Raw genomic sequence first — 11,695 nt, 5'->3', positions numbered from 1 at the left:
TCCTTTCGCAATACGACCAATAAGGAGAATTTGAATGAGAAGAAAGCTTATCTGTCTGTTGGTGGCGGGGAGTCTGCCTGGCATAGCCATGGCGGACGCCACCAGCGACCAGATCAAGGCGCTCCAGGCGCAACTGAATGCACTGCAAAAGGAGGTAAAACAGTTGCGCGCCGAAGTCGCCACCAAGCCGAAGGCAGCCGCCGCGGCGACGGCGGCGACTGCGGCCCCCGCCCCGGCGGTGGTGGCCGCGCCGGTGGATGTCTCGTCGCCTGATTACGGCAAGGCTCAGGCGACGCTGACCAACGACGACGTGACGGCGATGAAGCAACAGATCGCCAATCAGCAGTTGAAGGTCGATTCGCTCGAAGACGCGGCGCAGACCGGACCGATCGCCGGTTTGTCGGTGACGGGCTATATCGATCCGACCTACCTCTATAACCGTGCGCAGAGCAGCTCGTCGTTCCTGTTCGCGAACCACGAAAGCAGCTACAACTACTTCAACAGCACGTTCGGCGATCTGTACCTCGACATCAAGAAGACCTTCGGTGTCGGCCCGATGGCGCCGTCGGCCGAGATCACCTTGATGCCGAACCGCGGCAACGGCATTACGCTGCTGCAGAACTCGCACGGCGATATCGGCAACAACATTCTGAATACGGCCGTGGTCAATGTGCCGTTGACGGCGACCACGACACTCGTGGCCGGTTTGATCCCGAGCTTCGGCGGCTATGAAGTGCAGCAGTCGAATCAGATGCTCACGCTTACGCACAACCTGCTGTACGACTTCTCGGATCCGGGCAGCTATGTCGGGATCGGCGCGAACTACACCGCCGGCAACTGGGCGTGGAAGTTCTTCCTCGGCAACGAACAGTACCGCACGTTCGGCGCAGTCACGCAGACGGGCACCAACGCACTGGGCGATCCGATCACGACCAGCAACAAGATCCCGACCTTCACCGCACGTACCGACTACACGTGGTCGAGCGCACTGGATATCGGCGGTTCGTTCAACATCGGCCGTCAGACCTTGCCTAGCTCGATCGACGCGAACGGCGCGGTCAGCTACGGCGTAGGCGGCCAGTCGCCGAGCTCGGGCGGCACGTTCTTCTTCACCGAAGCCGACCTGACCTACACGCTCGCCGATGTGCAGTACAACGCCGAACTCGACTACGGTCAACAGCAGAACGCCGCGTACAACGGCGGCCAGGCACAGTGGTATGGCCTGTCGCTGCTCGCGCACCGCAAGTTCAATCTGCCGGTGGTGGGCCGTATGGGCGCGACCGTGCGTTATGACCTGCTGGTCGACAGCAAGAACGGCGGCGGCGGCGGTGGCATCGCGTTGAACGGCAACGGCATGGACACGGCGAACGGCTTCGGTATCGGCGCGGACTGTCTCGCCAATTCGCAGGCGAACGGCGGCCTCGGCTTCGAATGCAAGGGCGCGACCCGCCAAGACGTTTCGCTCGACCTGCTGTTCTATCCGACCCAGCAGATCACGGTCAAGGTGGAATACCGCCACGACTGGGCCAACAAGCAGGTGTTCCTGAAGAACGACGGTTCGTATGGCAAGTCCAACGACCTGCTCGCGACCCAGTTCATCTACTCGTTCTAATCCGACTTGCCGGCGCGTGGCCTTGCTGTCGAAAAAGGCCACGCGCATAGGCTCTTTCCGCATGCTCTGCCTATGCTCCGATTCTCGAACCAGCCTCACGTCGCCTCGTACTACGCCGCCACCGCCAACGACACCACCCGCCATCCCGCGCTCGACGAAACGATTACCGTCGACGTTTGCGTGATCGGCGCGGGACTGACCGGCATTTCCGCGGCGCTCAATCTTGCCGAACGCGGCCATTCGGTCGCGGTGCTCGAAGCATCGAAAGTCGGATGGGCGGCGAGCGGCCGCAACGGCGGCCAGTTGATCGGCGGCTTTGCGTGCGACATCGATACGTTCGCGAAGTACATGCCCGCGGACGACGTGAAGCGTGTTTGGGACATGGGGATCGAAACCCTCGACATCGTCAAGGAACGCGTCGCCAGGCATCAGATCGACTGCGATCTGACCATCGGCTATCTGACCGCGGCGAATAAACCGCGCGATACCGACGCGCTGCAAAAATGGCGTGACGAAGCGCAACAGCGCTTCGGCTACGACCGCTTCCGTTACGTCGACGCTGACGGCGTGGGCAACTATGTGCAATCACAGCGCTACCTGGGCGGCCTGTTCGACGCGGACAGTGGCCACCTGCATCCGTTGAATTACACGCTAGGTCTGGCGCGCGCGGCACGCGAAGCCGGCGTGCGGATTTTCGAAGACAGTTGCGTCACGTCCTTGCGTGAAGAAAACGGCCGACATGTCGCCGAAACCGCGCGCGGCCAGGTGCGGGCGCGCTTCGTCGTGCTCGCCTGCAACACGTACCTCGGACAGCTTGCACCGGACGTGGCGAACAAGATCATGCCGGTCGGCACCTACGTGATCGCCACCGAAACGCTCGATCCCGATCGCGCCGAAGCGCTGATGCCCGCCAAAGCCGCCGTGTGCGATAGCCGCTTCGTGCTCGACTACTTCCGCCCCGCGCCCGATAACCGCTTGCTGTGGGGCGGCAAGGTGAGTTATTCGAAACTCGCGCCGCGCAATCTCGGCGAAGCGATGCGCCGCGACATGCTGAAAACTTTCCCGCAACTCGACGATGTGAAAATCGACTATGCGTGGGGCGGTTTCGTCGATATCACCATGAACCGCGCGCCGCATTTCGGCCGGCTCTCGCCGACCGTGTATTTCGCGCAAGGCTTCTCGGGGCACGGCGTGAACACCACCGGTCTCGCGGGTAAACTGATCGCCGAGGCGATCGACGGCCAGGCGTCGCGCTTCGATCTGTTCGGCAAGATTCGTCACCGCGACTTCCCCGGCGGCGCTACACTGCGCACCCCTGCCCTCGTACTCGCGATGGCCTGGTATCGAATGAAGGACCTGCTTTGATGAACACTGCGACTCCCGGCCTCAACACACTTAACACGCTCGACCGCCGTGCCGATGCGCTGATCGCCAACTCCTACTACGAAGCGAGCGCCGCCCGTCCGCTCGCCGACGACCCCACGCTCGACGGCTCGCTGGAAGCCGACGTGTGCGTGATCGGCGCGGGCTTCTCCGGTTTGTCGGTGGCGCTGGAGTGCCGGGCGCGCGGTTTGTCGGTGGTCGTGCTCGATGCGCATCGTCCCGGCTGGGGCGCGTCAGGCCGCAACGGCGGGCAGACGCTGGTGGGTTTCGCGAAAGACGAGATCATGGAGCGCCAGCTCGGTCTCGACGGCGCGCGCGCCGCGTGGGCGATGTCGGTGGAAGGCGTGGCGCTGGTGCGCGAGCGCATCGAACGCTACGGCATCGACTGCGATTTCACGTCCGGCTATCTGACGGTCGCCACCAAACCGAAACGCGTGCCCGATTTGCGTTCGTGGATGGAAGCGGCTTCGCAACGCTGGGGTTATACGAAACTCTCGTGGCTCGATACCGACGAGGTCCGTTCACGCGTCGCTTCGAAGCGCTACCTGGCCGGGGTCTACGATCCGTTTTCCGGCCATCTGCATCCGCTCAAATACTGCCTCGGTCTCGCGGAGGCGGCGCGCCGCCAAGGCGCGCAACTGTTCGCGCATTCGCCGGTGATCGAGGTCGTGCGCGGTACTCGGCCTGTCGTACGGACCGCTCGCGGTGAAGTGCGCTGCCGTTTTGTCGCGGCGTGCGGCAACGCCACGATCGGCGACGTGCTGCCCGCGCCGGTGGCCGCGCGCATCGCGCCGATCGCGTCGTATATCGTTGCAACGGAACCGCTCGGCAAAGAGCGCGCGGATGCGCTCATCAAAGGGCGCGAGGCGATTTGCGACAACAACTTCTTTCTCGACTATTTCCGTTTGTCGGCCGACCATCGCGTGCTGTTCGGCGGGCGGGCGAGTTCTACCGGCGCTTCACCCGTGCAGCTTGGCGAAGAGATTCGCCAGCGCATGATCGGCGTGTTCCCGCAACTCGGCGATGTGAGAATCGACTATGCATGGGGTGGCTTTGTCGACGTGACGCGTAATCGCGCGCCCGATTTCGGGTCGATCGATCCAAATTACTTCTATGTGCAGGGGTTCTCGGGGCATGGCGTCGCGTTGACCGGTATTGCCGGGCGCGTGGTTGCCAAAGCGATGGCGGGTGAGACGGCGGCCTTCGACCTGTTCGCGCAGTTGCGGCACGCGCGATTTCCGGGCGGCCCGGCGTTGCGGGGGCCGGCGCTAGAACTCGGGATGATGTATCACCGGATTCTGGAGCTGTTTTAGGCGTCGTCGCATGGTGGAGGCGGTCCGCCGCCCCAAGTAGACGGCTGCTACGCAACCGTGTCGATGTTAGTCCCCGTATGGTCGAAGCGGAACGGTGCAGAACCGTTTTGCGCCGACGAGTCGGACGCGGACGCATCGAGCACCGCCTGACTATTCGCCGCTTGAGTCGCGTCTCCGGCCGCAGCACCGGATTCCACAGCACCCGACTGTTTGGAGGTGGCTTCAACTGCGGCAACCGTTCGAAGCATCTCCGCATGGGCCGTAGCCGCCGACGCCGAGGAAGCGCCCGTATTCGTGATCTGCGTGATGTCCCGCTGCAAGGCAGTAATCTGGCTGGTGAGCATCATGACGCGCGCATGATTTTCCGGCGACTGCCCCGCCGTTTTCCACGCCTCTTGCAGTTGTTTGCTGAGCGCTTCCATCTGCTTCTTCAGGCTTTCGACGTCGGGCGTGCTATCAGCGCTGTCCTTTTTCGGGTCCCACGGGTAAGGAACGGGGGTATCGGTGGTCGCTGAAGTAGAGCTGACTCGCATGGAAACCTCGTTTATAACCTCGATCGCGCATCAAGGCCCGCTCAGAATATTTGGCGGGTATTATTGGGTAGAAAGCCGGCCGTCAGATTACCAGAAAACCGCTGTTTTCAAGTATTTACCCTCCGATCTCGCCGGAATCACGCGCTCCGCTATCGTGCCGTTTGCGCTGCAGAAGCTGAAAGATCCGAACGGCATAATCAAGTCACAAAAGCCAACCGCTTTACTATTGTTGATCCTCAACAGCATACTGTTACATCTATGTGTATTCCGCTTTTGAGGAGGCGCCGATGACCATTCAACTCACTCGCCAATTCGCATCAAAATTCGCCAACCTCGCGCTCGCCCATCTCACGCGCGAATACCCGAACAAGCTGACGCATTCGCTCGCCGGACCGCAGGACGTGCAGGGTCCGCGCGCGCTGCATCCGATTTTTTACGGCAGCTACGACTGGCATTCGTGCGTGCACGGCTACTGGTTGATTCTGCATCTACTCGAGCGCTTTCCCGATTTGCCTGAAGCGGCGCGCATCGTCGCGGTGGTCGACGAGCATTTCACCGCGGCGAACGTAGCTGGAGAACTTGCGTATCTCGATCTGCCGCACAACCGCGGTTTCGAGCGTCCGTATGGCTGGGCCTGGCTGCTCGCGCTCAGCGCGCAACTCAATTCGCTGAAACTCTCGGAAGCCGCGCGCTGGTCGAAGACCTTTGCGCCGCTCACCAAGGCGTTTGTCGAACGTTTCGAGGAATTCCTGCCGAAAGCAACCTACCCGCTGCGCGTGGGCACGCACTTCAACATGGCCTTCGCGTTGGCGCTGACGCTGGATTTTGCACGGCAAACGTCGCGTGATTCGCTGGAAGCGCTGGTCGTGAATACCGCGGAACGCTGGTTCGTGAACGACGTCGCGTGTCAGGCATGGGAACCTGCCGGTGACGAATTCCTCTCGCCTTCACTCATGGAAGCCGAGTTGATGCGCCGCATCTTGCCGCCCGCGCAATTCGTCGACTGGTTCGGCCGCTTTCTGCCGGATCTCGGCGTGAAAAAACCCGCCACGCTGTTCGAGCCCGTTACCGTGACGGATCGCACCGACGGCAAGATCGCTCACCTCGACGGCCTCAATCTCAGCCGCGCATGGTGCCAGCGTTCGCTGGCGCGCGCACTGCCGGCAGGCGATATTCGCCGGACGGTATTGTTCGATGCAGCCGAGCGGCATCTGCAAACCGCACTGCCGCACGTGGCCGGTGACTATATGGGTGAGCACTGGCTGGGCACATTCGCCACGCTTGCATTGGAAGCCTGAATAAAGGCCTGATTCAGGGCTTAGAATCAAACTCAACTCAGCGGCATGGTCCGCTGAAAATGCGAAAGCGGCGCCGCGCACGCGAAACGGTTTCTCCCACCAACCGATTTGCGCGGCGAGCGCCGCTGTTCCATGATTGCGTCGATCCAGAGCCGCTTCCTGCGGCTCAGCCGGCGACCGCGCCGGCTTCCAGGATTTACTGCCCCGTCAGCTTTTTAGGCTTCGGCGGCGCCTGGACCTTGTTGTACTGGAACTCGGGCGTCGCCTTCAGTGCGTCCTTGGTAGCGCCAGCCAGATAGAAATTCCCCTCGCGGATGTCCAGCGCGGCGATGGGCACCGCCACGTCGTGCGACGCTACGCCCAGGAAACCGCCAGCTGAGACGATGGCTGCGGACAGCGAGCCGTCCGGCGCGATCACCAGATCGCGGACCGTGCCGATTTTCGCGTTCTGGTCGTTGTATACCGATTTGCCGAGAATGCTCTTCTTCACACTCCAGCCGCTCAGCAGTGCATTCGACTGCTCGACCGTGACGCTCAGCGGTTGCGTGCCGGCGACTTGCGCCTGTGCACCGAGGCTGGTTGCAGCTACTGCGACGACAACAACAAGTTTGCCCAATGTCATATCGTTCACTCCACTCTTAGTAGACTTGGCCGGCGCATGGCGTGCGCCGAAAGGAATCGCTGCACCACGATCATACAGACTGCGCGGCACGGCTGCATCCAGCGTGCAGGAAGGCCGCACGCGGGCACCGCATCGAGCCTGCACGGCAACGCTCGGGGATGGCGTCACGGCCCGCGGCGCATGGCGGTAAAATCGCGCAAGGCGATCACGCCGGTTTTAGAGGTGGCAGTTGACTGAGCTTGAACAGGGTTTCATTTTGACCCGACATTGGCGGGACACGCCCGCCGGCACGGAGGTCGATTTCTGGCTGGCAACGGACAGCGGGCCCCGGCACGTCCGCCTGCGCCCACAGCCTTCGGTGGCGTTCATTCCCGCCGAACATCGCGAGCGCGCCGAGACGATCCTGCGCCGCGAAGCGCCGCTCGATCTACGAACGCTCGATCTGTGCGACTTTCAGCATCGACCGGTCATGGGACTTTACTGCCCGCAGTACCGGCAATTGACGGGCTTCGAGAAACGCCTGAAACAAGGCGGCGTCGACGTCTACGAAGCCGATGTCTTTCCGCCCGAGCGCTACATGATGGAGCGCTTCATTACGGCGCCGGTGTGGTTCAGCGGCGACAGCGACACACAGAGCACCGGCCACCACGGCCCGCTCCTGAACAGCGAACTCAAGCCCGTCACTGGCTATCGTCCGCCCTTGAAGCTGGTGTCGCTCGATATCGAAACCAGCGCTCACGCCGAGTTGTATTCCATCGCGCTGGAAGGTTGCGGACAGCGCCAGGTGTATATGCTCGGACCGCCCAACGGCGACGCAAGCTCGCTCGACTTCGACCTCGAATACTGTGAAACCCGCGCACAGTTGCTGGAAAAACTGAACGTGTGGCTGGAGCGGCATGACCCCGATGCGATCATCGGCTGGAATCTTGTGCAGTTCGATCTGCGTGTGCTGCAGCAGCATGCCGAACAATATCGCGTGCCGCTGCGGCTCGGCCGTGGCGGTGCGGTGATGGAATGGCGCGAGCACGGACTCAAGCAGAACCACTTCTTCGCCGGCGCCGCCGGACGGCTGATCATCGACGGCATCGAAGCGCTGCGCTCCGCAACGTGGAGTTTTCCTTCGTTCAGTCTCGAACATGTCTCGCGCACGGTGCTGGGCGAAGGCAAGGCGATCGACAATCCGTATCAGCGCATGGACGAAATCCAGCGCCGCTTCGACGAGGACAAGCCCGCGCTCGCGCGCTACAACCTCAAGGACTGCGAGCTGGTCACGCGCATCTTCGCCAAAACGGAGTTGCTGCCGTTCCTGCTGGAACGTGCGAGCGTCACCGGCTTGCCGGCGGATCGCAGCGGCGGATCGGTGGCGGCGTTCACGCATCTGTACATGCCGCGCATGCATCGGCAAGGCTATGTCGCGCCCAACCTCGGCGATGTGGCCGGTGCCGCGAGTCCCGGTGGCTTCGTCATGGACTCGCGCCCCGGTCTCTACGATTCGGTGCTCGTGCTGGACTACAAGAGCCTGTATCCGTCCATCATTCGCACCTTTCTGATCGATCCGGTCGGCCTCGTCGAAGGCATGTTGAATCCCGCCGACGATCAGTCGGTGCCCGGCTTTCTCGGTGCGCGCTTCTCACGCACGCGCCATTGTTTGCCGTCGATCGTCGGGCAAGTCTGGCAAGGCCGCGAAACGGCCAAACGCGAGAACAACAAGCCGCTTTCGCAGGCATTGAAGATCATCATGAACGCCTTTTACGGCGTATTGGGATCGACCGGTTGCCGCTTTTTCGATCCACGCCTCGCGTCGTCGATTACCATGCGCGGCCACGAAATCATGCATGCCACGCGCGAACTGATTCAGGGCGAAGGCTACGAGGTCATTTACGGCGACACGGATTCGACCTTCGTGTGGCTGAAGCATGCGCACAGCGAGGAGGATGCGAGCCGTATCGGCCGCGCGCTGGTCGAGCATATCAACGCGTGGTGGCGGCAAAATCTGCAGGAGCGGTTCGGGCTCGACAGTGCGCTCGAACTGCAATTCGAGCGCCACTATCGGCGCTTCTTCATGCCGACGATTCGCGGCGCCGAGGAAGGCAGCAAGAAACGCTATGCGGGCCTCACCGTTTTGCCGGACGGCAGCGAGGACATCGTCTACAAAGGACTCGAAACGGTACGCACCGACTGGACGCCGCTTGCGCAGCAGTTTCAGCAGGAACTGTACCGGCGCATCTTCACGCAGCAACCGTATCAGGACTACGTGCGCGACTATGTGCGCGACACGCTCGAAGGCAAGCTCGACGATCAGCTCGTGTATCGCAAGCGCCTGCGCCGGCCGCTCGAAGAATACGAGCGCAACGTGCCGCCGCATGTGCGCGCGGCGCGTGTGGCGGACGAGTTCAATCGGCGGCAAGGGCGTCCGTTGCAATACCAGAACGGCGGCTGGATCAGCTATGTAATGACGGTTGCCGGACCCGAGCCGCTGGAAACGCTGCGCTCGGCAATCGATTACGAGCACTATCTGACGCGGCAATTGCAGCCCGTCGCCGACGCTATTCTGCCGCTGCTGCGCGATGACTTCACGACCTTGATGTCAGGCCAGAAGCAGTTGTTCTGAGGCAGTGCTAGCATCGAGCGTATCGACGCAACGCACAGGTCACGCATGAACGAGTCGAATTTGAACGCGGCAGACGAGCTGAAAGATCAGGCGCAAACCACCGCGAACCGCGTGTTTTCACACGGTGCGCTCAGTCTCGGACTCACCCTGCCGATGCTGCGCGCCGGCACGATCGTGGCCGATTTCGACGAGCAACTGGCGCTCGCACGGCTTGCCGACGAACGCGGCTTTCGCGCACTCTGGATACGCGACGTCCCATTGAACAGCGCGGACTACCCGGACCCCGTCGGTCACCTCGACCCGTGGGTGTTGCTCGGCGCGCTCGCCGCGAACACGCGGCGTATCGCGCTCGTGAGCGGGGCCATCGTGCTCACGCTGCGTCATCCGCTGCATATCGCCAAAGCGGCGCTGTCCGTCGATACGCTCAGCCATGGGCGCTTCATTCTGGGTCTGGGTTCAGGCGACCGCCCACCGGAATATGCCGCATTCGGGCGCGATCCCGACGAACGGCGCGAACTCTATCGCAGTCACTGGGAGACCGTTGCCGCCGCGCTCGGCGAACCGTCGCGCGTGATTCCCGATCGCACGCCTGAGGGCGCGCCGACCTTTCAACTGCTGCCCGAGAATTCGCACGCAGTGCCGCTGCTTGCAGTCGGTTCGGGCGGTCAGAGCGTCGACTGGATCGCGCGCCATTCGCTGGGGTGGATGACCTATCATCGCGAACCCGACGCGCAGCGCGCCCGTTGCAGCATGTGGCGCGCCGCCGTCGAACGCGTGGCGCCCGAGGCCTTTCGCGCGTTCGGTGTCGCGATGCGGCTCGAACTCAGCAGCGATCCGCATGAGCCGGCTCAGGCCGTGTCGCTCGGCTACCGGACCGGCCGACATGGGTTGATCGACATACTCAAAGCGCTACGCGCGGACGGGACACATCACGTGACGTTCAATCTGTCGTCGGAGCGTCCCGTCGCCGAGGTCATCAATGAACTCGCCGATAAGGTGTTGCCGCGGTTTCATCAAGAGAAATAGAAAGCGCGTCGCGCACACCTGCTTCGACTCACGGCGTGGACGGACGGTCCGTGTCGTACAAGCGGTCCGGGATGAACACCGCGGTCACGCCGCTCAGGAAGAACACCGCGCCGACCACAAGGAAGCCCAGACCGATGGAGAACTGTGTGGCCAGGAAGCCGATGACGATAGGCGCCGCGCCCGAGCAGAAACGGCCCAGGTTGTAGGAGCCGCCCACAGCAGTGCCGCGGATCGAAGTGACGAAACTCTCGGACATGAAAGTGCCGATCGTGCCCAGCGGTACGCCGTACAGAAAACCGAAGAAAAGCATGAGAACGGCAATGTTCTCTCGCGTATGCCAGAAGATGATCACCGGCAGAAAAAGCGCGGCGCCCACGCAGCCGAAAATATACACACCACGCCGGCTCCAGCGGTCGCCCAGCCAGCCGGCAAAGATCTTGCCGACGAAGGCGACGACGTAAGTGCCGATCATGTACCCGGTCAGCGCGCTGAACTTGATATGCAGCTCTTTTTCGAGGTACGTCGGTAGCCAGTTATTCAAGCCATAGAACCCGGAAAGAATGAATACCGAGGTCAGGGTCCACAGGATAAACAGGGTTCGTGTCTGCCGATTGCTGAAAATCACGTGGTAACGGCTGTCGCGCCATCGACGTTGGCTCGTGCGCTCGACGGCATGGCTCGCCTGCCAGCTAGCCGGCTCGGGGACCGCGAACTTGATCGCCAGGGCAAACACCACGGGCAGCGCCGACACGTAGTAGAGCGTGCGCCAGCCGTAGTGCGGCAATATCCAGCTGCTCAGCGCAATCACGACGATATAGCCGGCCGAAATGCCGGTCTGCAATGCGCCGAGAATCAGCGAGCGCCGTTCCGTGGGCACGTATTCGGCAACGAGCGTCGTGACCAGCACCATAGAGCCGATGCCCAACGAACTGATGAAGCGGACGATCGCGAATTCCACAAAGCTGTGCGTGAGCCCGAGCAACCCCGCGCCGAGAGAAAAGAGCGCGAGCGCCCAGACCACCACCCTCACCCGCCCTATACGGTCACTCGCCCAGCCGCCGAGAATCCCGCCGACGGCCATGCCTAACAACGTCAGGCTGCCCAGTGCTCCCGCCTGGACATTGCTCAGCCCGAAGTCGTCCTTGATTCGCGTGAGCGTGAGGCCGTACATCATGACGTCGGCGCCATCGGCCATGAGCGCAAGATAGCCGAGGATGAAAACGAGCAGCCAGCGGCCTTGCGATACGGAGGCCTGGCTCACCGGTGACGCGGTTGCAACACGATGGGTAGTGGTCAT

10 protein-coding genes are annotated in these 11,695 nt (G+C 62.3%); 7 read left to right on the top strand and 3 right to left on the bottom strand.

The window, feature by feature from the left end; all coding sequences use genetic code 11:
- Nucleotides 1-34 precede the first annotated feature (34 nt).
- The 3 genes from ACQKRQ_RS04475 to ACQKRQ_RS04465 all read left to right on the top strand — a co-directional run bounded on the left by ACQKRQ_RS04475 (nucleotide 35) and on the right by ACQKRQ_RS04465 (nucleotide 4,308).
- Nucleotides 35-1,612 (top strand): DUF3138 family protein, encoded by a 1,578-nt coding sequence (locus ACQKRQ_RS04475; protein ID WP_427475319.1) that lies wholly within the window; start codon nucleotides 35-37, stop codon nucleotides 1,610-1,612.
- Nucleotides 1,613-1,684: 72 nt separating this feature from the next.
- Nucleotides 1,685-2,977, top strand: a complete 1,293-nt coding sequence (locus ACQKRQ_RS04470; RefSeq protein ID WP_427475317.1) for an NAD(P)/FAD-dependent oxidoreductase — start codon at nucleotides 1,685-1,687, stop codon at nucleotides 2,975-2,977.
- A complete protein-coding gene (locus ACQKRQ_RS04465) occupies nucleotides 2,977-4,308 on the top strand; it encodes an NAD(P)/FAD-dependent oxidoreductase (RefSeq protein ID WP_427475315.1) in 1,332 nt (443 codons plus the stop codon). The genes ACQKRQ_RS04470 and ACQKRQ_RS04465 overlap by 1 nt, the downstream gene beginning before the upstream one ends.
- 47 nt (nucleotides 4,309-4,355) lie before the next feature.
- On the opposite strand, the gene ACQKRQ_RS04460 is transcribed toward ACQKRQ_RS04465, so the two are convergent.
- Nucleotides 4,356-4,730 carry a hypothetical protein gene (locus ACQKRQ_RS04460; protein ID WP_427475313.1) on the bottom strand — a complete coding sequence of 125 codons (375 nt, stop codon included), beginning with the start codon at nucleotides 4,728-4,730 and terminating at the stop codon, nucleotides 4,356-4,358.
- Between the two features lie 109 nt (nucleotides 4,731-4,839).
- On the opposite strand from ACQKRQ_RS04460, the gene ACQKRQ_RS04455 reads away from it, so the two are divergent.
- Nucleotides 4,840-5,118: a 5-oxoproline transporter, DUF979 family subunit gene (locus tag ACQKRQ_RS04455; RefSeq protein ID WP_427475311.1), complete on the top strand. Its 279-nt coding sequence runs from the start codon at nucleotides 4,840-4,842 to the stop codon at nucleotides 5,116-5,118.
- 10 nt (nucleotides 5,119-5,128) lie between these two features.
- Nucleotides 5,129-6,139: a DUF2891 domain-containing protein gene (locus ACQKRQ_RS04450; RefSeq protein WP_132377578.1), complete on the top strand. Its 1,011-nt coding sequence runs from the start codon at nucleotides 5,129-5,131 to the stop codon at nucleotides 6,137-6,139.
- A 196-nt stretch (nucleotides 6,140-6,335) separates the two neighbouring features.
- Here the strand turns inward: ACQKRQ_RS04450 and ACQKRQ_RS04445 are convergent, their stop codons facing one another.
- Complete coding sequence (locus ACQKRQ_RS04445) at nucleotides 6,336-6,761, bottom strand: PRC-barrel domain-containing protein (RefSeq protein WP_012426540.1); 426 nt, start codon at nucleotides 6,759-6,761, stop codon at nucleotides 6,336-6,338.
- A gap of 229 nt (nucleotides 6,762-6,990) precedes the next feature.
- Between ACQKRQ_RS04445 and ACQKRQ_RS04440 the strand changes: the two genes are divergently transcribed.
- Both ACQKRQ_RS04440 and ACQKRQ_RS04435 read left to right on the top strand, forming a co-directional pair.
- Nucleotides 6,991-9,372: a DNA polymerase II gene (locus tag ACQKRQ_RS04440; RefSeq protein ID WP_427475308.1), complete on the top strand. Its 2,382-nt coding sequence runs from the start codon at nucleotides 6,991-6,993 to the stop codon at nucleotides 9,370-9,372.
- 45 nt (nucleotides 9,373-9,417) lie between these two features.
- The gene (locus ACQKRQ_RS04435) at nucleotides 9,418-10,398 is read left to right on the top strand and encodes an LLM class oxidoreductase (protein WP_427475306.1); all 981 of its coding nucleotides are present in this window, start codon (nucleotides 9,418-9,420) and stop codon (nucleotides 10,396-10,398) included.
- A gap of 28 nt (nucleotides 10,399-10,426) precedes the next feature.
- On the opposite strand, the gene ACQKRQ_RS04430 is transcribed toward ACQKRQ_RS04435, so the two are convergent.
- A complete protein-coding gene (locus tag ACQKRQ_RS04430; RefSeq protein WP_427475304.1) occupies nucleotides 10,427-11,695 on the bottom strand; it encodes an MFS transporter in 1,269 nt (422 codons plus the stop codon).

The sequence above is a fragment of the Paraburkholderia sp. NPDC080076 genome, assembly GCF_050281145.1.
Taxonomy (GTDB): Bacteria; Pseudomonadota; Gammaproteobacteria; order Burkholderiales; family Burkholderiaceae; genus Paraburkholderia.
Note: the sequence above shows the minus strand (reverse complement) of the source record. Positions and strands in the feature narration are given on the sequence as shown.